Source organism: Paenibacillus athensensis (assembly GCF_004514475.2).
Classification (GTDB): domain Bacteria; phylum Bacillota; class Bacilli; order Paenibacillales; family NBRC-103111; genus Paenibacillus_AL; species Paenibacillus_AL athensensis.
The window spans coordinates 47816-71175 of the sequence record NZ_MYFO02000011.1 but is presented as its reverse complement, the minus strand read 5'-3'; the positions used below and the strand labels follow the sequence as shown (position 1 = coordinate 71175).

The window sequence follows — 23360 nt, the reverse complement described above, 5'->3', positions numbered from 1 at the left end:
GACATCCATGCTACAGCCGCAACGCAATAAATATTTGGAGTCTACCGTTCAGACCGCTACGCCAGCGCAGCTATTGATTATGCTTTGCGACGGTGGTATCCGTTTTTGCCGTCTGGCCATTGAAGCGTTGAAGAACAACAATTTCCAAGAAGCTAATACGAATCTGGTTAAAGTGCAGGATATTGTCAGCGAATTTTCGATTACATTGGATCGATCCTCTCCGGTGGCCAGCGGACTGCTTTCGCTGTACGATTATTTCAATCGCAGGCTAATGGAAGCGAACATTCAGAAGGCTGTTGAGCCGGCTGAAGAGGTGCTTGGTTATTTGGTCGAACTCAAGGAGACGTGGGTTCAAGCCGCCAAGCAGGTTAATGCGGCGGCGCCGTCCAAGGCCGGTGTAGTACATGGATAGCCTGATCCAAAGGTTGGAGGAGTTGACGAGGCAAGGGCTCGAGCAGCTGCCCAACATGGATTACGAGCAATTGGGCGAGTTTATGGAGAGCCGCGCAGCGATTATCAATTCCATTGCTTCTGTTTCCCTGACCACGGCTCAGCAGGCGTTGTATCGCGGCAGAATTCAAGAGGTGCTTCGCCAGGATCCGATCTTTAAGGCTAAAATGGAGGCGCTCCGCAGCGAGGCCAGAGAGCAATTGCAAAAATTCGAAACCAGCCGAACACAGCGGAACGCTTACGATCATGCTTATGACGGCGAAAGCTTCTTTTTTGACAAGAAAAAATAATTCGATGTTTTCGAGAACCTTCCGGTACCAGCGGAAGGTTTTTTGTTTTGTGGCAAATGCCGGGCCGGTTTGTGCATAACTCGGTGGATAAGGGGGAAAAAGTTGTGAATAAAAGAAAAAATGAACTGTGGATAATGTGGACATCTTTGTGAATAACTAATGAAAACAAGCTTTCAGGGAGGTTTGTGAATGTTAAGGAAATGTGAATACGCGAATTTTCTAAATATTTGGCCTCTTTTGGGCCCGATAAATTGACAGGTCAAGCGGAACGGTGATATATTCGAAAGGTAAGGGCTTACATTTTATTTGAAGATGAAGGGAATGTGTTGCAATGCTGGGTCGAGTAAAATGGTTTAACGCAGAAAAAGGATATGGCTTTATTGAGCCTGAAACTGAGCAGGGCGACGTTTTTGTGCATTTCTCTGCCATTAACGCTCCTGGCTACAAAACGCTGGAAGAAGGCCAGCAGGTGGAATTTGATATTGTAGAGGGCGCGCGCGGTCCGCAGGCTGCCAATGTAACCAAAGTCGAATAGTTCACGCGGGAAGCCGCATGCATAGAACGAACGGACACCTCGAGAAGTCGGGGTGTTTTTATTTTCGGGAAAAAGTAGGTCAAATATAAAGGAATTTTGAAGGGAGCGTTGAATGTAGTATACTTGTAAGAGAAGGGAGGAGTTGTACTATGAATTTTAGCATTCGTGGAGAACACCTGGAAGTGACAGAAGCCCTCAGGGATTACGTTGAGAAAAAATTGAGCAGGCTAGAGAGGTATTTTGAAGCTCCCCTTACTTCTGAAGTGCATGTGACCTTGAGCGTAGTGAAAGGGCTGCAAACAATTGAGGTGACGATTCCGCTATCCGGTGTAATGCTCCGAGCGGAGGAGCGAAATAATGACATGTACGCTTCGGTGGATTTGGTGATCGACAAGCTGGAACGCCAAATTCGCAAGCATAAAACCAAAGCGAACCGCAAAATTCGTCAGGAAGGCGGCAAACGGGACTTGTTCCGTATGGAGGCTATGGGAGCTTCAACGGCCGTGGTAGACGAAGAAGATGAATTTGAACTTGTGCGCACCAAGCGCTTTAATCTGAAGCCTATGGATGTGGAGGAAGCGATCCTTCAGATGAATATGATTGGCCATTCGTTTTTCGTTTTTGCGAACATGGACACGGATCAAGTGAACGTGGTGTACAAGCGTGACGATGGCAAGTACGGTTTGATTGAGCCGGCGCAATAAATTGATGGACCGCTTGAATAAACAAACGCAATCCTGAATCGGATTGCGGGATGGAGGGGGCGCTGAGCGCCTCCTTTTTCGTGCATGCAAATTTCGTTGCCTTTTCATACTATTAGTGACGGATGAAGGGCTGAAAACGGCTTCTGCAGGCCGAACCTTCAGGGAAAATGGAAAAAGCAGGCGCCGGTACGCGCGCTTTGTTGCGGCGTGTCCGCCAAACTGATACAATTTAAGGATACGAATGCAAGGGAAAGGGGTTCACCGATGCTAGGACTGGTTAAAAAGATTTTTGGTGATTCCAACGAACGTGAAATCAAGCGGATGCTGAAAGTGGTCGACCACATTAATAGCCTTGAGCCGACGGTTACCGGCTTGTCCGACGAAGAACTGAAAGGCAAAACGGCGGAGTTCCGCAGCAGACTGGAAAAAGGCGAGGACCTGGACGATTTGTTGCCGGAAGCGTTTGCGGTTGTCCGCGAAGCGTCCAAACGGGTGCTCGGTAAACGGCATTACGACGTACAGTTGGTCGGCGGCATGGTGCTGCACGAAGGGCGCATTGCCGAGATGAGAACGGGTGAAGGTAAAACGCTCGTCGGCACGCTGCCGGTATATCTGAACTCGCTGCTTGGACAAGGGGTCCACGTAGTGACGGTCAACGACTACTTGGCGCAGCGCGATAGCGCGGAAATGGGTCGTATTTACGAGTTCCTCGGTCTGACGGTCGGGGTGAACCTGCATGACCTTTCGCATGATGAGAAACGGGCGGCTTACGCTTGCGATATTACTTATGGAACGAACAATGAATACGGCTTCGATTATTTGCGCGATAACATGGTGCTGTACAAGGAACAAATGGTGCAGCGGCCGCTTTATTTTGCCGTAATTGACGAAGTGGATTCGATTCTGGTGGACGAGGCGCGGACGCCGCTGATTATTTCGGGACAAGCTGCCAAATCGACGGATTTGTACTATGCGGCGGACCGTTTTGTCGCCAGATTAAATGAAGAAGAAGATTACACGGTTGACATCAAGGTGAAATCGGTTGCGCTGACGGAAGCCGGTGTGGCTAAAGCCGAGAAAGCGTTCGGCATCGAGAACCTTTTTGACCATCAGAATGTGACGTTGAACCATCATATTACCCAAGCGCTCAAGGCTCGCGTGATCATGAGGCTGGATGTGGACTATGTCGTTCAGGACGGCGAGGTCCTGATCGTTGACGAGTTTACGGGCCGGATTATGACCGGACGCCGTTATAGCGACGGCTTGCATCAGGCGATTGAAGCCAAGGAGCAGCTGGAGGTCCAGAATGAAAGCATGACGCTGGCGACAATTACGTTCCAGAACTATTTCCGGATGTATCGCAAGCTCGCGGGTATGACCGGCACGGCCAAGACGGAAGAAGAGGAGTTCAAAAAGATCTACGGCCTCGAAGTCGTCGTTGTGCCAACGAACCGTCCGATGATTCGTAAGGATATGCCGGATATTGTCTACAAATCGGAGAACGGCAAGTTCCTGGCTGTCGTTGAAGAAATTATCGAGCGTCATAAAAAGAACCAGCCGGTGCTGGTCGGCACCGTGTCGATTGAAAATTCCGAGCGCCTGTCGGAAATGCTCAAGCGCAAGGGCATTGCGCACAAGGTGCTGAATGCGAAATATCACGCCGAAGAGGCGGAGATTGTGTCGCGTGCGGGCCAGCCGGCCGCCGTGACAATTGCCACGAACATGGCCGGCCGCGGTACGGATATTATGCTGGGCGAAGGCGTGGCGGATGTTGGCGGGTTGCATATTATAGGTACGGAGCGGCATGAAAGCCGCCGGATCGATAACCAGCTGCGCGGTCGTGCCGGACGTCAGGGCGACCCGGGCTCCTCACAGTTCTACCTCTCGTTGGGCGACGAGCTGATGAAGCGTTTTGGCGCCGAGAATATTATGGCGATGATGGACCGTCTGGGGATGGAAGAAGATCAGCCGATTGAAAGCAAGCTGATTACCCGGGCGATCGAGTCTGCGCAAAGACGCGTTGAAGGGAATAACTTTGACGTGCGGAAGGTCGTTTTGCAATACGACGACGTGATGAATCAGCAGCGGGAAATCATTTACAAGCAGCGCCGCGAGGTGCTGGAATCAGAAAATATTCGCGAAATTGCCGAAAGCATGATCAAATCGGTCATCGAGCGCGTCGTGAAGGCGCATTGTCCGGAGGATCAAATTCCCGAGGAGTGGGAGCTGGAGGAAGTCGCGACGTTCATCAACAACTCATTCCTGCAGGAAGGCCAGATTACGGAGAAGGACATCTGGGGCAAAGAGCAGGATGAAATTATCGAGTACGTGCAAGAGATCGTGAGCAAGCGTTACGATGAGCGCGAGCAGCAGATCGGTCCGGAATTCATGCGTGAATTCGAAAAGGTTGTTGTACTGCGCGCGGTAGACAGCAAATGGATGGACCACATCGATGCGATGGATCAGCTGCGTCAAGGGATTCATCTTCGCGCTTACGGCGGCACCGATCCGCTGCGCGAGTATCAGTTCGAGGGCTTCGAGATGTTCCACGAGATGATCGGGAATATTCAAGAGGAAGTCGCGACTTATATCATGAAGGCGCATGTGGAAAGCAATCTGGAGCGCCAGGCGGTAGCCGAAGGGCAAGCGGTCGATCCGAAAAACGAAGCCGGCGGCAGCAAGCCGCTCGTGCGCGATGATCGCATCGGGCGCAACGATCCGTGCCATTGCGGCAGCGGCAAGAAGTATAAGCAGTGCCACGGCATGAATAAATAAAACAGAGAGTTTTTGAAAAGCGCGCCGTGCGGTGTGGTTCCGATTCATCGGGGCTGCGCGGCACGGTGTGCCGCTTTGAAGCCTGCAGTGGGCAGTCGACAGCTCGTTCGTGGGGAGTGCAGTGTCAGCCTTACGGCGGTTGCCGGAGGGGTTGCGGACTGGTGGGTTTGTCGTGAGACGTTGTCCGCTGCGGGCCATTTGGCCGAATACAAGTAAAGAGGTGTTGTTACATGTTGGAACCGGAAGTAAAACAGGATTTAAGAGAGACGGCAAAGCGATTAACGGAATTAAGGGGGTCTCTTTGACTTAGATCATAAGCTCGAAGCGATCGGAGATTTTGAGGAAAAAATGTCGGCGCCCGATTTTTGGGACGACAACGAAAAAGCCCAGCGGACCATTGGCGAGCTTAACGCGATCAAAGGCGTCGTCGACCAGTTTCAGGCGATGTCCGGCGAGTTCGACGACTTGCAGGTCATGGTCGAGCTGGTTGAAGAAGAAGGCGACGCCAGCATGGCCGCCGAGATCGGCAGCGGAATCGCCGGCTTGATCAAGCGGCTGGAGGCGTTCGAGCTGCAGCTGCTGTTAAGCCAGCCGTACGACCGGCTGAATGCGATTCTGGAGCTGCATCCGGGCGCGGGCGGCACGGAGTCGCAGGATTGGGCGGAGCTGCTGCTGCGGATGTATCGGCGCTGGGCAGAGAAACGCGGCTTCAAGGTTGAGGTGCTGGACTATTTGCCCGGCGATGAAGCAGGCGTGAAGAGTGTAACGCTGCTCATTCAGGGCTTTAATGCTTACGGCTATCTGAAGGCGGAAAAAGGCGTGCATCGACTGGTGCGCATTTCCCCTTTCGATGCGTCGGGCCGGCGGCACACGTCGTTCGTCTCGTGCGATGTGATGCCGGAGATTGACGATGACGTGGAGATTGAGATCCGCACCGAAGATCTCAAGGTCGACACGTATCGTTCCAGCGGCGCTGGCGGCCAGCACATCAACACGACGGATTCGGCGGTGCGGATTACGCACATGCCGACGGGCGTGGTGGTGAGCTGCCAAACCGAGCGCTCGCAGATCAAAAACCGCGAACGGGCGATGAAGATGCTGCGCTCCAAGCTCTACGAGAAGAAAATCGAGGAGCAGGAGAAGCATCTGGCGGAAATTCGCGGCGAGGTGTCGGACATTGCCTGGGGCAGCCAGATTCGTTCCTACGTGTTTCACCCGTACAGCATGGTGAAGGATCACAGAACGAACGAAGAGACGGGCAATGTCGGGGCTGTGATGGACGGCGATCTCGATGCGTTCATCGATGCGTACCTGCGGCTGCAGATTCGCCGCACGGAGGAGTAGACGGGACCGACGGGCGCTGAACGGAGGGCACCGCGCTTCGGGGTCTGCGCGCGTTGCGGAGGAGAGACGGGATCGGCAGCCGCTGAACGGCGAGCACCGCGCTCCGGGGTCTGCACGCGTTGCGGAGGAGAGTCGCGACCGCGGGCGCTGAACGGAGGGCACCGCGCTTGGGGAGTCGCGCGCGATGCGGAGGGGAGTCGGGATCGGCAGCCGCTGAACGGAGGGCACCGCACTTCGGGAGCCGCGCGTGATGCGGCAGCATGCAGGAACCGACGCAGCGATCCCACGCCTCGGGCGCGCGAATCGCCGACAAGGCGCATACTGGCGCAAGCAGACGAACATCCTACACCTTAGAGCGGTGTAGGATTTTTTTTATGCGTGAAGGAAGGAGCTACCCATGGGCAGAAAACGAACGGGAACCGGCGTTAACGGCAAGCTGCAGACGGTCGGCGAATATGTGCTGCTGCTGGCGGGTTCGCTGATTATGGCGTTTAGCTTCAATGCGTTTTTAAATCCGAATCAGATTGCCTCGGGCGGGGTAGCGGGCATTTCGACCATTGTGCAGCATCTGATCGGCATCCGCCCGGCGCTGACGCAGTGGGCGTTGAATATTCCGCTTTTTGGCTTGGGGCTGTGGCTCCTGGGCGGGCAGTTCGGGGTGAAGGCAGCGGTGGGCTCGGTGATTTTTCCGCTGTGCGTACTGTTGACGGCACATGTGGCCACGCCTACGCACAATACGCTGCTGGCAAGTATTTACGGCGGTATTGGCACCGGGCTCGGTCTGGGCATCGTCTTCAAGGGCCGGGGCTCGACGGGCGGGCTGGGGCTGGCGGCGCAGATTTTGCATAAATATACAGGGATGAGCTTGGGCTATTCGATTGCGGTGTTGGACGGGCTGGTGATTGTGACGGCCGGGCTGGTGTTTACCCCGGAAAATGCGCTGTATGCGCTGATCGGTTTGTTTATTACGACGAAAACGATTGATGTGGTGCAGCTAGGCTTTAATTACTCCAAAATGGCGTTCATTATTTCCGAGCGCACGGAGGAGCTGCGTCAGGCGATTTTGTACGATTTGGATCGCGGGCTGACGGAGCTGAACGGAGCGGGCGGGTTTACCGGAGCGGCGCGCGTCGTGCTGATGGTCGTGGTCAATCAAAATGAAGTGAGCCGGCTGAAGTCATTGGTCCATGCGGTGGATCCGCAGGCGTTTGTGATTCTCAGCGAGGCGCACGAGGTGCTGGGCGAAGGATTTGGCCGACCCCGCTGAAGGGGCGAAAGATTGGCAGGGGCAGGCCCGGAGCACGGGGTTGCAGCCCGAGCTTTTGTGAAAGCGATACCAGAAAGGACGGCTCCGGCGTTCGCCGAACTGTCAAAGTTGGATTTGCCCAAAGGGCGCTTCATCTGGGATAATAGAGGGGGTGCGTCTGCTGTTCAGCAAAGGCGGGCTTCTTAAAGCAAGTGGATAAATATGCAGAATTCTTTGCATAAAGTGTATATTGGCCTTGGGGAAATGCAAGAGGAGCGGGGGATGCACAGACGGTAGACCGATGGACGGAATGCCGAAAAAGCCGTGAAGCTTCGCTGAATCCGCGCTGATTTCTTTGGGCTGTGCGCGCGAGAAATCGCGGAAAATAGGCATTGAATTATTATGTATGAAACTGTATAATAATACATATCTTTTTGGGAACGTTTGGGGGAATTCATGTGAGTCAGGAATTGAGAGCGGCTATCGTGGGAGCGACGGGTTACGGAGGCGCGGAGCTGATCCGGCTTTTGCAGGCGCATCCGCATGTGAAAATTACGTCGGTGATTTCTACATCGAACGCAGGAGCGCCGATTGCGGATGGTTTTCCACATTTGAATCAAATTATGGTGGATTTGCTGGATGAGCTGAATGTCGAGCTGATTGCCGGCAAGGCGGATCTGGTGTTCCTGGCTACGCCGGCTGGCGTCAGTGCGGACCTGTCGCCCAAGCTGCTGGCAGCGGGGCTCAAGGTGATCGACGTGTCGGGTGATTTTCGCTTGAAATCGGGGGCGCTTTACGAGATGTGGTATAAGCATAAGCCGGCTTCCGACGAGGATCTGGCCAAGGCTGTCTACGGTTTGTGCGAGGTGTTCGGCGAAGAGGTGAAGGGCGTGGATTTCGTCTCGAATCCGGGCTGCTATCCGACGGCTTCGCTGCTCGGGCTGATTCCGGCGCTGAAGGCGGGCTGGATCGATCCGGCTACGATCATTATCGATGCCAAATCCGGCGTGTCCGGAGCGGGCCGCGGCGTAGGTCTTGGCGTGCACTATTCCGAGGTGAACGAAAACTTCAGCACGTACAAGGTCAACCGCCACCAGCATATTCCTGAAATCGAGCAGGCGCTGGGCCGGATTGCCGGCGCGCCGGTCGTGACGACGTTTACGACGCATCTGGTGCCGATGACGCGGGGAATTATGGCGACGATGTACGCCACGGTAAACGGTGCGCATACGGAAGAGGATTTTATTGCGCTCTACCGCGATTTCTACCAGGGACGCCGTTTTGTGCGGGTGCGGGATAAAGGCAAGCTGCCGGCGACGAAGGAAGTGTTCGGTTCGAATTACTGCGATATCGGCTTTGCCGTCGATGCGCGCACGGGCCGGGTGACGATTGTTTCCGTCATTGACAATGTGGTCAAAGGCGCGGCTGGTCAGGCGATTCAGAACCTGAATCTGATGATGGGCTGGGAAGAATCGACCGGATTGTTGTTCTCGCCGGTGTATCCGTAGGAGCGGGTGCGGTTTTGCGGCTGTGGCAGGTGAAGGGGATATTTGGGCAAGCAGGCTTGGCGCAGCCGGCCTGGCCGCGATTTTATATTATGGATGAAATGGACAGGTGAACAAGAAACATGACGGCTTCAGCAAAATTTACCGTAGTTCCCGATGGTTCGGTAACGTCGCCGAAGGGCTTTCGCGCAGGCGGCTTGCATTGTGGATTGAAAAAGACGGAGCGCCACGATCTGGGCGTCATCGTCTGCGACGTTCCGGCGGCGGCGGCGGGCGTGTACACGCTTAACGCGTTCCAAGCGGCGCCGCTGCGCGTCACGCAGATGAGCATTGCCGCTGAGGGCAAGCTGCAAGCGATGCTCGTCAACAGCGGCAACGCGAATGCGTGCACGGGCCAGCAGGGCGAAGACGACGCGTTCGCGATGCGCGCCGCCGCCGCCCGTGCGCTGGGTCTCGCCGAACATCATGTCGGCGTGACCAGCACTGGCGTCATCGGCGAGCTGCTGCCGATGACGAAGGTGCTTGGCGGCATTGAGCAGCTGCCGCAACGGGTCAAGGCGGACGGTGGCGACGACTTCTGTCAGGCGATCCTGACGACGGATCTCGTGCAGAAGATGACTTGCGTCCGCCTCACGGTGAACGGCAAAGCTGTGCACATTGCCGGAGCGGCCAAGGGCTCGGGTATGATCCATCCGAACATGGCGACCATGCTCGGCTTCATGACCACCGATGCCCTGATCGACAGCAGCTACCTGCAGCAGCTGCTGAGCCGCACGACCGACAACACGTTTAATATGATTACGGTTGACGGCGATACCAGCACCAACGACATGGTCGTGGTGATGGCGAGCGGCCTCGCGGAGAACGAGGCGTTACATCCGCAGCACCCGGACTGGGAAGCGTTCGCGGCCGGCTTCCAATACGTCGGCGAATATCTCGCCAAGGCGATTGCCCGTGACGGCGAAGGCGCGACGAAGCTGATCGAGGTGAATGTCGCAGGCGCGGCATCCGACGATGCGGCGCGCGCGATTGCCAAGACCGTGATCGGCTCCAGCCTGGTGAAGTCCGCGTGCTTTGGCGCCGACGCCAACTGGGGGCGGATCATCGCCGCAGTCGGCCGGGCCGGCCAGCCGGTGAATACGGAGACGGTGGATATCCGGCTCGGCGATATCATGGTGCTGGAGCAATCCCGTCCGGTGAAATTCGACGAGGAGCGGGCAGCGGAATATTTGAAGGGCGATTTTGTGCAAATTCAGGTTGATTTACATATGGCTGACGGCAAGGCAACGGGCTGGGGCTGCGATTTGACTTATGATTATGTAAGGATCAATGCGGCATACCGGACCTGATCGGGTGGCGGGCGGCTGACGGCGACCAGGGGCGGTAACGGCTGTACGGCGGCTAGCAGAACAGCCAGAACGGTGCGAGCTTAGGGCCGCATCGATCAGGTCCGCCGGTATAGCGGCACAGGCGGCGGCGCGAGCGGTACAGCCGCTGCACGGGTCTAACAGCTGCTGGACGGCCGGTACCGCGCTCCGGGAGTCGTGCGCGTGCGGAAGACCTACGCGGGGAGCGGTCGGGAAACGCCGCTGCTGTGCGGCGCGCAATGCCAGCCCCGCCGCAGCAATCTGTCCGCCGCTATACAGTCGGCGTCATGACGGGAACCGCACAGTGCGGGGGCAAGCACGCCGCTCTCGGCAGGGCTGCGCACTTCCGGCCAAAGCGACAAGTAAAGGGGAACGAAAGCTGTGAAGAACAATTGCTTTGTAATGAAATGCGGCGGGAGCACGCTGGCGGCGTTGCCGGAGAGCTTTTTTGCCGATATGCGCGGTTTGCAGGAGGAAGGTATCGTGACGGTGATCGTGCACGGCGGCGGTCCGGCGATTTCGGAAACGCTGACGAAGCTTGGCATCGAGACGGAATTCGTGAACGGTCTGCGCAAGACGAACGAAGCGGTGCTGGACGTCGTGGAAATGGTGCTGTCCGGGCAAATCAACAAGGAGATCGTCCGACGAATTCAGCTGGCCGGCGCCAAAGCGCTTGGCTTGTCCGGCGTAGACGGACACCTGATTGAAGCGCAGCCGGTCAGCAACAGCCACGAGGTTGGACTCGTGGGGGACGTGACCCGCGTCAATGCGGAGCTGATTCAGGGCGTCGTCGGAATGGGCTACATTCCGGTGATTGCGCCTGTGGGACTCGGAGCGGACGGCGGACAGCGTTACAATATCAATGCCGATACGGCGGCAGGAGCGGTAGCTTCGCATCTAGGCGTGGAGCAAATGGTCGTCGTCACCGATGTGCCGGGCATTTTGAAAACCGTAGATGGCGAGAAGCAGGTGCTGCCTGTGGCCACCATTGCCGAAATCGAAGCGATGATCGCAAGCGGCGAAATCTACGGCGGCATGATCCCCAAGGTGCGCGCTGCGATGCAGTGCATTCAGGGCGATGTGCAGGAAGTGGTTATTGTGAACGGCGCGGAGCCGAACGTGCTGAGCAAGGTGCTCAAGGGCGGCGGGATCGGCACGCGGATCGTGCGTTAATTTTTGCGGGATGGACCCCGCTTGGGATTCATGCTGCGTCAAAGGAGTGAAAGCGATGGGTAACGATCAACAAAGCGCGTTGTTCCCGACCTATGCCAGATACCCGATTACGATGATCAAGGGCGAGGGCAGCCGGCTGTGGGACGATACGGGCAAAGCTTATATCGATCTGATGAGCGGTATTGCCGTGACCAATCTCGGCCATGCGCCGCAAGCGGTCAAGGAACGGCTGGTCGCGCAGCTCGACGAGCTGTGGCATGTCAGCAACCTGTTTCATATCCCGAATCAGGAGAAGCTGGCCCAGCTGCTGACCGAGCATAGCTGTACCGATGCGGTGTTCTTCTGCTCGACCGGGGCGGAAGCGAACGAAGCGGCGATCAAGCTGGCGCGCCGGTATGCCTCCAAGGTGCAAGGCAGCGGGCGTTACGAAATTATCACGTTCGAAAAATCGTTTCACGGCCGGACGCTGGCCACGCTGACAGCCACCGGGCAGGATAAGGTCAAGGAAGGCTTTCATCCGCTGCCGGACGGCTTTGTGTATGCGCCTTATAATGATTTTGCCGCTGTGCAGCAGTTGGTCAGTGACAAGACGTGTGCGATTATGCTGGAAATGGTGCAGGGCGAAGGCGGCGTTACGCCGGCCGATCCGGCGTTTATCCAGCAACTGGCACAGCTGTGCCGGGAGCAGGATTTGCTGCTGATCGTCGATGAAATTCAGACGGGCGTCGGCCGGACCGGCAAGCTGTTTGCGTATGAGCATTACGGCATTGAGCCGGACATCATCACGCTGGCCAAGGGACTGGGCAGCGGCTTCCCGATTGGCGCCATGCTGGGCAAAGCGAAGCTGACCGAGGCATTTTCCGCAGGCAGCCACGGCTCGACCTTTGGCGGAACGCCGATTGCGACGGCAGCAGCGATTGCGACCATCGAGACGATTCTGAATGAAGGGCTTGTCAAGCGCGCCGAGGAAATCGGCCTGTACGCGATAGATACGTTGAAGCAGCGGCTTGCGGACAACCCGATCGTCAAGGAAGTGCGCGGCAAGGGGCTGCTGATCGGCATCGAATGCACGCAGCCGGCGGGAGAGCTGATCAGCGCGCTGCAAGAAGCAGGCGTTCTCGTCATTCCGGCCGGGCCGAATGTGATCCGGTTGGCGCCGAGCCTGACCATTCCGCAAGCCGATCTGGATGCGGGCCTTGACGCCGTTTGTCAGGTGCTGGCGCAAAAGGCTGCCGCTGCTGTGCAGTAAGCCGGGATTATTTTCGCGAAATAGAGGGTGTAAGCCGTTTAGAGGTCTGGTGCCAATGGCCGGAGAGTCGGCATGGAACGGAAACAACGCCAACGGTAGCCTTTGTAGACGGATTTTTATCCCAAACAGGGTCATTTCATCGGAAAATCCGGCTACAACAGCGAGTGGAAACCGCTATTGACTGGAGGACACTGGTTTTTCACCGGAGTTTTAGATTTGAATACAGAAAGGTGTGGGTGAATCCGTGATCGGAACTGCGCAGGAGGAACTGGCCGCTCAATTGCAAGGCCGCGATTTTCTGGCTTTGGTGGACTATACGCCGGAGGAAATCCAATATTTGATTCAGCTGGCGATCGAACTGAAGCGTAAGCAAAAAGCCCGTGAACCGCACGAACTGCTGAAAGGCAAGACGCTGGGCATGATTTTCGAAAAGTCGTCGACGCGGACGCGGGTCAGCTTTGAGGTCGGCATGTACCAGCTCGGCGGCCAGGCTTTATTTTTGAGCAAAAACGATTTGCAGCTCGGACGCGGCGAAAGCGTCTGGGATACGGCGCAGACGATGTCCCGTTATTTGGACGGCATCATGATCCGTACGTACGAGCACCGCAAGGTGATCGATCTGGCGCGTGGCGCAACCATTCCCGTAATAAACGGCTTGACGGACCTGTCGCATCCGTGTCAGGCGCTGGCTGACTATCAGACGGTTCTGGAGCATAAAGGCAAGCTGCAGGGCCTCAAGGTGGCTTATATCGGCGACGGCAACAATATGGTGCATTCGCTGATGATGGGCGCGGCCAAGCTGGGCATTCATTTTGCCGTGGCGACGCCGGAGGGCTACGAGCCGGACGACGAGATCATTCAGCTGTCGACTGACGTCAGCGCGCAAACCGGGGGCAGTGTGCTGGTGTGCCGCGACCCGCGCGAAGCGATTGAAAACGCCGATATCGTCTACACGGACGTATGGGCCAGCATGGGCTTTGAAGCGGAGCAAAAGGAGCGCGAGATTGCGTTCAAGAACTACCAGGTTAACGAAGCGCTGGTGAAGCATGCGAAAAGCGATTATTTGTTCATGCACTGCCTGCCGGCGCACCGCGGCGAAGAAGTGAGCGAGCCGGTCATCGACGGCGACCATTCGATTATTTTCGATCAGGCGGAGAATCGTCTGCACGCACAGAAAGCCATTATGGCAGCAATTATGTAATTCGTAGAAACGGAGAGATCAATTCATGGCAAAGTCTAAAATCGTGCTGGCCTATTCGGGCGGCCTCGATACCTCGGTCATTTTGAAATGGCTGAAAGAAACGTATGACGCAGAAATCATTGCTTTTACCGCCGATATCGGGCAAAAAGAAGAGCTGGACGGTCTGGAGGAAAAGGCGTTGCAAACCGGGGCCTCCAAAATCTACATCGACGACCTGCGCGACGAGTTCGCGAAGGATTTCATCTACCCGATGTTCCAGGCCGGGGCTTTGTATGAAGGGCAATATTTGCTCGGCACGAGCATTGCCCGCCCGCTGATCGCCAAGCGGATGGTGGACATCGCCCGCGCGGAAGGCGCTGTTGCGATTGCCCACGGCGCAACCGGCAAGGGCAACGATCAGGTGCGCTTCGAGCTGACAGCCGCTGCGCTGGCGCCGGAGCTGGACGTGATCGCGCCTTGGCGTCTGGAGGAATTCCGCGAGCAATTCCCGGGCCGTGCGGAAATGATCGCTTATGCCGAGAAGCATGGCATTCCGGTGCAGGCTTCGGCGGCCAAGCCGTATTCGATGGACCGCAACCTGCTGCACATCAGCTTCGAAAGCGGCATGCTGGAGGACCCTTGGTTCGATTCCAGCGCTACCGACAGCAAGGGCATGTACGTATTGAGCGTCGACCCGGAGGATGCTCCGGATCAAGCGGAATACATCGAGCTGGAGTTCGAGCAAGGCGACTGCGTGGGCTTGAACGGCGCGAAGCTGTCGCCGCTTGAAGTCATGGAAGCGTTGAACGAGCTGGGCGGCAAGCACGGCATTGGCCGCGTCGACATGGTCGAAAACCGCTTTGTCGGCATGAAAAGCCGCGGCGTATACGAGACGCCGGGCGGTACGATCCTGTTCACGGCCCACCGCAAAATGGAGTCGCTGACGATGGACCGCGAAGTGATGCATCTGCGCGATTCGCTGATCACCAAGTATGCGTCGCTGGTCTATAACGGCTTCTGGTTCGCGCCGGAGCGTCTGGCCATTCAAGCGCTCGTGCAGGAAAGCCAGAAGAACGTCAGCGGCACCGTGCGCCTCAAGCTGTACAAAGGCAACGTAATTGCCGCCGGCGTGAAAAGCCCGGTCAGCCTGTACAACCCGGACATCGCTACGATGGAGGCCGATCCGTCCAAAGCCTATAATCAAGGCGACGCAACCGGCTTTATCCGCCTGAACGCGCTGCGCTTGAAGGTTGCTTCCGGCGTCGAACAAAACGCGAAGAAATAAGCTGCGGCCGGCCGGTGCGGGGAGTGTACTCCGCTCCTGTCCGGCTCCCGGTTTTTACATAGTCAGGAAACAAACGGGCTTTCCGAAAACGGGAAGCCTTTGGGTGTGTTAAGAAAGGAGCACGATTTAGAGTGTCTAAGCTGTGGGGTGGACGTTTTACCAAGCAAACCGACCAGCTGGTCGAGGAGTATACGGCTTCGATCATGTTCGACAAGGAGCTGGCCGAAGAGGATATTCAAGGCAGTCTGGCGCACGTGACGATGCTGGGCAAATGCGGCATTTTGCCGGCAGAGGACGTGGAGAAAATCAAGGACGGCTTGCATGCCGTTCAGGGCATGATTCGCCGCGGCGAGCTGGAATATACGATTCAGAATGAAGATATCCATATGAATATCGAAAAAACGCTGATGGACCAGATCGGTCCCGTCGGCGGCAAGCTGCACACCGGCCGTAGCCGCAACGACCAGGTCGCGACGGACATGCACTTGTATTTGCGCAAGCGCGTGGTTGAGTTCGTCGGCTTGCTGGTCAAGCTGCAAGAGGCGCTGCTGGAGCAAGCAGCCAACAATCTCGATACGATCGTGCCGGGCTATACGCATCTGCAGCGCGCGCAGCCGATCCTGTTCGCGCACCATTTGATGGCGTATGTCAGCATGTTCCAGCGCGACATTGAGCGTCTGCAGGACAGCTACAAGCGCATTAACGTGCTGCCGCTGGGAGCCGGCGCCTTGGCCGGTACGACGTTCCCGATCGACCGCCATTTCGTAGCCGAGCAGCTCGGCTTCGACCGCGTATACGAGAACAGCCTCGATGCCGTCAGCGACCGCGATTTCATTCTGGAGTTTCTGTCCAACGCTTCGATGATCATGATGCACCTGTCGCGTTTTTGCGAGGAAATGGTGCTCTGGTCGAGCACCGAGTTCGCGTTCGTCGAGCTGGATGACGCTTTCTGCACAGGCAGCTCGATTATGCCGCAGAAAAAAAATCCCGACGTCGCCGAGCTGGTCCGCGGCAAAACGGGTCGCGTCTACGGCAATTTGTTTGGTCTGCTGACCGTGCTCAAGTCCCTGCCGCTGGCTTACAACAAGGACATGCAGGAGGACAAAGAGGGCATGTTCGATACGGTGCGTACACTGCAAGGCGCGCTGCAATTGTTTGCGCCGATGGTATCGACGATGAAGGTCAACACGGAGCGGATGCGTCAAGCCGTCAACCAGGACTTCTCCAACGCGACGGACATCGCCGATTATCTGGTTAACAAAGGGCTGCCTTTCCGTCAAGCGCATGAAGTCATCGGCAAAATCGTGCTCTATTGCATTCAGCAAAAGAAATATTTGCTCGACCTGAGTCTCGAAGAGTTTACGGGCTTCTCCAACCTGTTCGACGGTAATATCTACGATGTGCTGCAGCCGGAGAATGTGGTGAATGCCCGCAATGTATACGGCGGTACGGCCAGCAGCCAGGTATCCGCAGCGATCGATCGCGCCAAGACGGTTGTGGAGCAATCGCAGGCGTGGTTCGCCGAGTATTTGGAGAAAAGCAAGTAAGGAGAGCGGAGCCGTCCGATGACGGTCAGCCTCTGATCCATGTTCGCTGCAAAAAGCATTCGGCCGCCGGCGCGGCGCTTGCTGTGAACGGACGTGCGTTTGGTTTGCGACATTTATTAAGGAACAGGGCTGTCTCATGAGGATATTACCTCGCGAGACAGCCCTGTTTGGTTCGCCGGTTTATTTCGTCACTTCAATATGCCCCGTATCCGTCTGCACGCGGATATGCGTGCCGCTGCCGTCGCCGAGCGTGCCGTGCAGACGATGGCGTTCGCGTTCGTCTACGGCTGCCCCCGGTACGGAGAAATCGATGCCGCCGATGTCGCTCGTCAAATCGAAGCTGGCCGAGTCCAGCGGCGACAGGAGACGCAACCCGATGCTGCCGATATCGCTGCTGGCGCTAATGGTCTTGCCGGGGTCGCGCAATCCGGCACGGATCGAGCCGGTGTCGGTTTGCAGGCGCACGTCGCCTGTAGCTTCTTCCACCTCAATGCCGCCTGTGTCCGTCTGCAGCTGGAGCGATTGGCCCTCAAAGCGGCCGACGTGAATCCGGCCGGTGTTCGTTTGACCGATCAGCGTCTGCGCCTTCACGTCGTTCAGCTCAATGGAGCCGATATCCGTTTTGACGCGCAGCTCGTCGTACAGCTTGCCGGGCAGCTCGACCTCAGCGCGCAGCCGGTAATCGCTCATCCAGCTTTTGATATCGGCGACGCTGATGCCGATATGGAATTTTTTATCCGTGCGAATGACAGCCTTCACATCCTGAGCGCCGCTACCGTCCGTGTCGATGTTTACATACTCCGCTTGCTGCTCGGAGACCGTGCCCTTCAAATGAATCACAATCTCGTCCGTCGAGCTGGGCAGGAACGTAATCGGGGTGGTGTCCGCTTCAATCGAGAAGCGCCGGATATCGGCAGCGGGCAGCTTTTTCTCCAGATCGATGTCGACGCCGGCGGTGTTCCAATCCACATCCTTCAGCGTGGCGGCCGTGCCGATCAGCCCGACGACCAGACAAGCGACGCCCAGCAGCAATATGAATTTCATGGTCAGCTTCATCGATCACACCCCCCGAATCAATTTCACGTTAAATTGCACATATTTCCAGGTCAATTTGCCGAAGCCTTTGATCAGCCACACAGAGAACGACGTCAGCAGGATGCCGAGGCCGAAGCAAGCCAGCATCGAGAAGAAAAGCAGCCGCAGATCGTCGGCCGGATTCATCCACCAGCCTGCAGCTACCGCCGCCAGAGGAGCTAGCAGCATCGCTACGCCGCCGACGAACAGGCCGAGCAGCGCCCCGACGAGACCGAAGAACGGCCCAACGACAAACAGCAGGTTAAAAAAGCCGAGGGCAATACTCACGATAATCGCCTTGCCGCCCGATTCGCGTTTGGCGGGATACGGATAATCGTACGGCGGCGGCGGGTAGCCGTGGTGCTGCGGCCGCTGCGGATAATAGGGCGGCGTTTGCCCGGCCGTGTAGGTGGCTTGCTCATATGCGCTTGCGCCTGCCGCCTTGTTAGGGGGGCCTGCTTCTGGCCGGGCATGGCCGCTCACCGGCGGCGGCTGCAGGGGCTCATAATCGGGAGCGGGTGCATAGCCGGGAACCGGCGCGTACTCCCGGGCCAGCGAATCCTCCGGCTGGGCCGGCTCGTCGTAGCCGCTGCGTTCCCGCACGTTATCCCAATTGGGGACGCGCGGATAGCCGAGCGATCGGGCAACCTCTTCCTCCTGCTTGCCGTTCTCCATCGCTTTTTGGAACAGCTCCTCGTAGACGGAAATTATATTATTACGCTCCCGCTCGGGGAGTCCGCGAAGCCGGTAGGCCAGCTCTTTGAAATAATCAGCTTTGCTCATGGTCGGTGCCTCCTTTAAGGCGTGTGTTCGACTTCCATGTTCTTAGAATAAATGAAAAAAGTCATAGTGACCTAGTATCTAGAGTCATATGACCTGTCATAAGCTTGCATATGCAGTTGTAGAGTGTCATTTTAGCGCGCGGCGGCGTTCACAGAGGCGTTTACTGGAACACCGGCCCCTTGAGACCGTCTTCGACAATCGGCTTCCCGGGTCCGGGTTCGCTGCCGTTGTCCGGAACGGGCTGGCCCTGATTCACGGCGATAAGCGACGGCGTGGCGCTGTAGCGGTCCTTGGAAATCAGCTCGCGTCCGGTAACGATGCCGTTCATTTTGACGATTCGATAGGTTTCGACCACATAGCCGGGCTTGCCGCTGCTCAATTTGACGCTGGCGCCGCGGCGCAGCGCAGGGTTGTGGACATATTTCACCGTTGGAGCAAGGGTCTCCACGGTATGCGATTCGATATCGTAGCTCAAACCGGCCGGCATGCGGCCGAACAGCTTGACCGTCACATTGCGGTCGGTCGTGACCGTGCGAATCAGCAGGTAAGCGCCGCTCGTATTGCGGAATTTGAAATTGATATAGCCGGTCGAAAAGGTGGCATCCTGGCCCAGCGGCACATAGCTGACGGGCAGCGAATGATTGCGGCGCTCGACGATTTCCAGCCCCGTGCGCAGCACAGCGTTATACAAAGTCGAAGATACCTGGCAAATACCGCCGCCGATTCCCGGCACCAGCTTGCCGTTCAAAATAACCGGCGCTTCCTGAAAGCCGAATCGGGTTTCGGTTTGCGCGATGATTTTACTGTAATCGAACGTCTCTCCGGGAGCGAGCAGCAGGTCCTGAATCGAGGCCGCCGTGGAGCGGATATTGTGAATACGTCCTTGACCGGATACGGGGAAGGTTGTTGTAAATTCAGAGATTTTACGTTCAATGCCCTGCTGCTGCAAGGTGGCGACGGTAACGGCGGGTTTTTGTGCGACCAGCGGCAGTGTCAGGGTCAACGCTTGTTCCCCGGTCAACTGTCCGCTAAAAGCAGGCAGCTGCTCCTCAATCGCCTTGAGCAGCGCAGCGGCGTCTATGCGCAGCACCTGCTGCTCAGGTACATAATGAATGGAATCATCGGCTCCGAAGGTTCGCTGCGCGGGAACCGGCTGCTGCGCGTACAGCTCCTTCCAGACCTGGGGCAGCTTGGCTTGCAGGGCGGCGGCGTCGATAGACAGACGAAGCGGCAGCCGGGCTTGGCGAAGCGTCCACCTTGCGGCAATGCGATCCTTGAGCGGGGCGCGGAACAGCGTCTGGATCGCTTGATCGGCTTCTGCGCGCTGCACGGTCAAGCCGAGCTCGGCCAGCGAAAGCTCCTTGCCAGGCACATGCGGGTCCGGTGACGCCAGACGTACCTTCATGCTGCTGTACAGCTTGATTTGCTCGTCCAGCCGGGCTTGGAATTGCGCATAGGTCAACCCGCCGGCTTGCCAGTCGGCGACCTGCAGGCGCGCAGGCAGCTTGCTTCCCGTTCCGTAAATATAGAGTGTGCCGCCGCTGCCCAGCGCTAGCATCAGCGCCAGAGCCGCAGCGATTTTATACTTGGAGACAGAGCGATCGGACAATCGAAAGTGGGGCATGACCAGCGGCTCCTTTGCATTCAAATCGATAAGAGCAGACAGGCGTTCAGCCTGATCTATTTATATGTATCGCCGGAGCGGCGCAAATAGTACTGGCCCTGACGGACGGGGACGGACATATTTACCGGCTGCCGCGGACAACGGCTGCGCGGCAGGGGACGAAGCGCGCTGGCCGGCTTTTGGCAGAAGTTCAGCTTTTCTATTCTTGCAAAAAAAATGATATAATTGAGCCGATAGAGACGAAATTTCGGATGACGGCAGAGGATTTTCGGCTTTTATGTCGAATGGATAAAGGCTATGTGCGAAAGGGATGTGATTCTGTGATCGAAATGCAGGACGTATGGAAAACATACTCCAACGGTACGCATGCATTGCGAGGTATTGATATAAAAGTGGACCGCAACGAGTTCGTATACGTCGTCGGACCGTCCGGGGCGGGTAAATCTACCTTTATGAAGTTAATGTATAGAGAAGAGAAACCGACCAAGGGTCAAATATTCGTCAACGGCTTTAATCTGGAGAAGCTCAAGCAGCGTAAAATTCCTTATGTTCGCCGGAATATCGGGGTGATTTTTCAGGACTACCGTTTGCTCCCCAAGTTGACCATATATGAAAATGTAGCTTTTGCTATGGAAGTGATCGAAGCGCCCAAGAAGCATATCAAAAAGCGCACGATGGAAGTTCTGGAGCTTGTCCGCTTGAAGGACAAAGCCTTGTCGCTTCCTTCGCAGCTCTCGGGCGGCGAGCAGCAGCGCGTCGCTATTGCCCGGGCAATAGTCAACAACCCGGCTGTCATCATCGCCGACGAGCCGACGGGTAACCTGGACCCGGAAACATCGTGGGGCATTATGAAGCTGATGGAGGAAATTAACTTTCGCGGCACAACAATCGTAATGGCTACGCATAACAAAGAAATCGTCAACACGATGCGCAAACGAGTCATCGCCATCGAACGCGGCACCATTGTGCGCGACGAGCTGCGGGGGGAATACGGCTATGAAGATTAATACCGTGTCCCGCCACCTGCGAGAAGGCGTCCGCAACATCATCCGCAACGGCTGGATGACCTTCGCATCGATCAGCTCGATTGCGATTTCGTTGTTTATTCTCGGCGTTTTCGTCTTGCTTACATTAAATGCCAATTATTTGGCCGATCAGGTGGAAAACCGGGTTGAAGTGAAGGTGTATCTGGAGGTTGGCGTGCCGCAGGAGCAGGTGGACTCGCTGGAAGCCGATATGAAGGCGATTCCCGAGGTTAAGAGCGTCACCTTTGTCTCGAAGGAGGAAGGTCTTGTGTTCTTGCGTCAGCAGTTGGGCGAGAACAACAAGGATTTGCTGGAGGGGCTGGACGGCGAAGACAACCCGCTGGGCGACGCCTTTACAGTGGAAGCGAAGGACCCGCGCAGCGTCAGCGTGGTGGCTGACAAAATCAGCGCTTTGAATTTGGGCAAGGACCCCAAGCCGATCGACAAAATCGATTACGGCAAGGATACGATCAAGAAAATGTTTAAAATCATGGATATCATCCGCTGGGGCGGCTTTGGCATCGTCCTGCTGCTGTCGCTGAGCGCGGTGTTCCTGATTGCCAATACGATCAAAATTACAATTCTGGCCCGGCGTAAGGAAATCTCGATCATGAAGCTGGTCGGAGCGACGAATTCGTTTATTCGCTGGCCGTTTTTTATTGAAGGCGCGTTGCTTGGACTGGTCGGCTCGGTCATTCCGATTGCGCTGCTGCTGATTGGTTACTGGAATTTGCTGCAGGTCGCGGATGCCGATACGCTGAGCCTGTTTATGATTCAGCTCAAGCCGTTTGGGGAAATCGGCATGACGCTGTCGGTGCTGCTTTTGTGCATCGGGATGTTTATCGGCGTGTGGGGAAGCTTGTTGTCCGTCCGTAAATTTTTGCGAGTTTAATGCGACGCCGGGCCGCTGGAAGCTGCCAGTTATCAGGATCAACCAGCCGGGCGTTGTGTGGAAAATGGGGAGGCTACGTGCTTGAAGAAGCGACTGTTGAGTGTGTTGATGACGATTGGGGTGGCGGGACTGCTTGTGGTTCCTTATGTGAGTCATGCCGCAACGGCTACGGAAAAAATTGACCAGCAGCTTTCGCAGCTGAAGAAGAAAAAGGCCGATGCCGAACGCAGCGCCGCCGCGGCGCAAAATCAGATCGACAAGGTACATGACGAAAAAGAGCAAACGACGCAGGACATGAATGCCATCATGGGCCAGCTGGAGGAAGCGGGTAAAAAGCTGTCCGATTTGAACGAGCAGATCGATACCGTCAGCACTGAGCTGGAGCAGAACGGCAAGGAGCTGGACGCTGCTGAGGTTCGTGTGGAAAGCCGCGACCAGATGCTGAGATCGCGCGTGCGTTTGATGTATATGAACGGCTCGGTGTCTTATCTCGACGTGCTGCTCAGCTCGACGAGCTTTTCCGACTTCCTGTCGCGCTTTGAGGCGCTGCGGACGATTGTATCGCAGGACAAGGACATTCTGGCCGACAACAAGCGGGACCGGGATACAATTGAGCAGAAAAAACAGGAAACGGAAGCCCAGCTGGAGCAGGTGAAGCAGCTGTATGCCGCAGCCGATGTCGTCCGGCAGGATCTGCAGGCAAAGGAAAAGGAAAAGGAAGTCAAGATCGCCAGCTTGTCGAAGAAGGAAAAAGAGTTGGAGAACATCACCGAGGAGAACGAAAAGGTGCTGATCCAGATTGCTGCGCAGGAAGCCGATTTGCAGGCGAAAAAGCGCGCGGCACAAGCGGCGGCCTCCAAAGCGAACGCCAAGTCGCCGTTCTCGTATGCGGGCGGCAAGCTTGGTTATCCGCTGGCGGTGCAAGCGCCGCTGACCTCCGACTTCGTCAGCCGGATCAATCCGGTTACCGGCAAGCAGGAAAATCACAAGGGCATTGATCTGGGCGCGCCCAAGGGTACGGAAATTCGCGCGGCCGAGAACGGTGTCGTCATCTACGCCTCATGGTCCAATGGCTACGGCAATACGGTCATTATCGACCACGGAAGCGGCTTGTGGACCTTATACGGGCACATCCGCAACGACGGGATTGTCGTGAAGAAGGGCGATACCGTCAAGCGCGGGCAAAAAATCGCCGAGGTCGGCTCAACCGGCCAATCGACCGGCAACCATTTGCACTTCGAGGTTCGCCGCGATCAGGTTCCGGTGGATCCGAAGCCGTATTTGCGCTAAAGGCATCTGGTTATAAAATGCA

The 23360-nt window shown here is 56.5% G+C and carries 20 protein-coding genes; 17 read left to right on the top strand and 3 right to left on the bottom strand.

Going from position 1 to position 23360, the window contains the following annotated elements:
• Nucleotides 1–7: 7 nt before the first annotated feature.
• The 14 genes from fliS (at nt 8) to argH (ending at nt 16650) form a co-directional block, all read left to right on the top strand.
• The gene (gene fliS / locus B5M42_RS18630; protein WP_134751757.1) at nt 8–412 is read left to right on the top strand and encodes a flagellar export chaperone FliS; all 405 of its coding nucleotides are present in this window, start codon (nt 8–10) and stop codon (nt 410–412) included.
• The gene (gene fliT, locus B5M42_RS18625) at nt 405–740 is read left to right on the top strand and encodes a flagellar protein FliT (protein ID WP_134751759.1); all 336 of its coding nucleotides are present in this window, start codon (nt 405–407) and stop codon (nt 738–740) included. Before fliS ends, fliT begins: the two co-directional genes overlap by 8 nt.
• 331 nt (nt 741–1071) lie before the next feature.
• The gene (locus tag B5M42_RS18620; RefSeq protein ID WP_134751761.1) at nt 1072–1275 is read left to right on the top strand and encodes a cold shock domain-containing protein; all 204 of its coding nucleotides are present in this window, start codon (nt 1072–1074) and stop codon (nt 1273–1275) included.
• A 149-nt stretch (nt 1276–1424) separates the two neighbouring features.
• A complete protein-coding gene (hpf, locus tag B5M42_RS18615) occupies nt 1425–1979 on the top strand; it encodes a ribosome hibernation-promoting factor, HPF/YfiA family (protein ID WP_134751763.1) in 555 nt (184 codons plus the stop codon).
• A gap of 264 nt (nt 1980–2243) precedes the next feature.
• Nucleotides 2244–4754, top strand: a complete 2511-nt coding sequence (gene secA, locus B5M42_RS18610; RefSeq protein WP_134751765.1) for a preprotein translocase subunit SecA — start codon at nt 2244–2246, stop codon at nt 4752–4754.
• Between the two features lie 230 nt (nt 4755–4984).
• Nucleotides 4985–6098 (top strand): peptide chain release factor 2 gene (gene prfB / locus B5M42_RS18605; protein WP_134751767.1). Its coding sequence is split into 2 segments (ribosomal slippage): nt 4985–5056 and nt 5058–6098, totalling 1113 coding nucleotides; the frame shifts between segments, so codons are not numbered across the junction.
• A 397-nt stretch (nt 6099–6495) separates the two neighbouring features.
• On the top strand, nt 6496–7365 hold the full coding sequence (locus B5M42_RS18600; RefSeq protein ID WP_134751769.1) for a YitT family protein: 870 nt from the start codon (nt 6496–6498) through the stop codon (nt 7363–7365).
• Between the two features lie 437 nt (nt 7366–7802).
• Complete coding sequence (gene argC / locus B5M42_RS18595; protein ID WP_134751771.1) at nt 7803–8852, top strand: N-acetyl-gamma-glutamyl-phosphate reductase; 1050 nt, start codon at nt 7803–7805, stop codon at nt 8850–8852.
• A gap of 119 nt (nt 8853–8971) precedes the next feature.
• Nucleotides 8972–10198, top strand: coding sequence for a bifunctional glutamate N-acetyltransferase/amino-acid acetyltransferase ArgJ (argJ, locus tag B5M42_RS18590; protein ID WP_134751773.1), 1227 nt, complete (start codon nt 8972–8974; stop codon nt 10196–10198).
• A gap of 420 nt (nt 10199–10618) precedes the next feature.
• Nucleotides 10619–11389, top strand: coding sequence for an acetylglutamate kinase (argB, locus tag B5M42_RS18585; protein ID WP_134751890.1), 771 nt, complete (start codon nt 10619–10621; stop codon nt 11387–11389).
• Nucleotides 11390–11444: 55 nt separating this feature from the next.
• Nucleotides 11445–12638 (top strand): acetylornithine transaminase, encoded by a 1194-nt coding sequence (locus B5M42_RS18580; RefSeq protein ID WP_134751775.1) that lies wholly within the window; start codon nt 11445–11447, stop codon nt 12636–12638.
• Nucleotides 12639–12882: 244 nt separating this feature from the next.
• A complete protein-coding gene (gene argF, locus B5M42_RS18575; RefSeq protein WP_134751777.1) occupies nt 12883–13839 on the top strand; it encodes an ornithine carbamoyltransferase in 957 nt (318 codons plus the stop codon).
• 25 nt (nt 13840–13864) lie between these two features.
• Nucleotides 13865–15103, top strand: a complete 1239-nt coding sequence (locus B5M42_RS18570; RefSeq protein ID WP_134751779.1) for an argininosuccinate synthase — start codon at nt 13865–13867, stop codon at nt 15101–15103.
• 131 nt (nt 15104–15234) lie between these two features.
• Entirely contained in the window at nt 15235–16650 is a 1416-nt protein-coding gene (gene argH / locus B5M42_RS18565) for an argininosuccinate lyase (RefSeq protein WP_134751781.1), read from the top strand.
• A 180-nt stretch (nt 16651–16830) separates the two neighbouring features.
• Here argH and B5M42_RS18560 read toward each other — a convergent pair whose 3' ends face one another.
• From B5M42_RS18560 to B5M42_RS18550, 3 genes are all read right to left on the bottom strand, one after another.
• Nucleotides 16831–17706, bottom strand: coding sequence for a DUF4097 family beta strand repeat-containing protein (locus B5M42_RS18560; RefSeq protein ID WP_134751783.1), 876 nt, complete (start codon nt 17704–17706; stop codon nt 16831–16833).
• A gap of 3 nt (nt 17707–17709) precedes the next feature.
• A complete protein-coding gene (locus tag B5M42_RS18555) occupies nt 17710–18507 on the bottom strand; it encodes a DUF1700 domain-containing protein (protein WP_134751785.1) in 798 nt (265 codons plus the stop codon).
• Nucleotides 18508–18667: 160 nt separating this feature from the next.
• Complete coding sequence (locus B5M42_RS18550; protein WP_134751787.1) at nt 18668–20131, bottom strand: VanW family protein; 1464 nt, start codon at nt 20129–20131, stop codon at nt 18668–18670.
• 320 nt (nt 20132–20451) lie between these two features.
• Between B5M42_RS18550 and ftsE the strand changes: the two genes are divergently transcribed.
• The 3 genes from ftsE to B5M42_RS18535 all read left to right on the top strand — a co-directional run bounded on the left by ftsE (nt 20452) and on the right by B5M42_RS18535 (nt 23338).
• Nucleotides 20452–21138, top strand: coding sequence for a cell division ATP-binding protein FtsE (ftsE, locus tag B5M42_RS18545; protein WP_134751789.1), 687 nt, complete (start codon nt 20452–20454; stop codon nt 21136–21138).
• Complete coding sequence (gene ftsX / locus B5M42_RS18540; protein WP_134751791.1) at nt 21128–22048, top strand: permease-like cell division protein FtsX; 921 nt, start codon at nt 21128–21130, stop codon at nt 22046–22048. The genes ftsE and ftsX overlap by 11 nt, the downstream gene beginning before the upstream one ends.
• Nucleotides 22049–22129: 81 nt before the next feature.
• Nucleotides 22130–23338 (top strand): murein hydrolase activator EnvC family protein, encoded by a 1209-nt coding sequence (locus B5M42_RS18535; protein WP_167689779.1) that lies wholly within the window; start codon nt 22130–22132, stop codon nt 23336–23338.
• Nucleotides 23339–23360: the final 22 nt, after the last annotated feature.

Excerpts from the sequence above, each read along its gene's own strand:
- fliS (WP_134751757.1), top strand. The coding sequence starts at position 8 with ATGCTACAGCCGCAACGCAATAAATATTTGGAGTCTACCGTTCAGACC.
- fliT (WP_134751759.1), top strand. The coding sequence starts at position 405 with ATGGATAGCCTGATCCAAAGGTTGGAGGAGTTGACGAGGCAAGGGCTC.
- B5M42_RS18620 (WP_134751761.1), top strand. The coding sequence starts at position 1,072 with ATGCTGGGTCGAGTAAAATGGTTTAACGCAGAAAAAGGATATGGCTTT.
- hpf (WP_134751763.1), top strand. The coding sequence starts at position 1,425 with ATGAATTTTAGCATTCGTGGAGAACACCTGGAAGTGACAGAAGCCCTC.
- secA (WP_134751765.1), top strand. The coding sequence starts at position 2,244 with ATGCTAGGACTGGTTAAAAAGATTTTTGGTGATTCCAACGAACGTGAA.
- B5M42_RS18600 (WP_134751769.1), top strand. The coding sequence starts at position 6,496 with ATGGGCAGAAAACGAACGGGAACCGGCGTTAACGGCAAGCTGCAGACG.
- argJ (WP_134751773.1), top strand. The coding sequence starts at position 8,972 with ATGACGGCTTCAGCAAAATTTACCGTAGTTCCCGATGGTTCGGTAACG.
- argB (WP_134751890.1), top strand. The coding sequence starts at position 10,619 with ATGAAATGCGGCGGGAGCACGCTGGCGGCGTTGCCGGAGAGCTTTTTT.
- B5M42_RS18580 (WP_134751775.1), top strand. The coding sequence starts at position 11,445 with ATGGGTAACGATCAACAAAGCGCGTTGTTCCCGACCTATGCCAGATAC.
- B5M42_RS18570 (WP_134751779.1), top strand. The coding sequence starts at position 13,865 with ATGGCAAAGTCTAAAATCGTGCTGGCCTATTCGGGCGGCCTCGATACC.
- B5M42_RS18560 (WP_134751783.1), bottom strand. The coding sequence starts at position 17,706 with ATGAAGCTGACCATGAAATTCATATTGCTGCTGGGCGTCGCTTGTCTG.
- B5M42_RS18555 (WP_134751785.1), bottom strand. The coding sequence starts at position 18,507 with ATGAGCAAAGCTGATTATTTCAAAGAGCTGGCCTACCGGCTTCGCGGA.
- B5M42_RS18550 (WP_134751787.1), bottom strand. The coding sequence starts at position 20,131 with ATGCCCCACTTTCGATTGTCCGATCGCTCTGTCTCCAAGTATAAAATC.
- ftsX (WP_134751791.1), top strand. The coding sequence starts at position 21,128 with ATGAAGATTAATACCGTGTCCCGCCACCTGCGAGAAGGCGTCCGCAAC.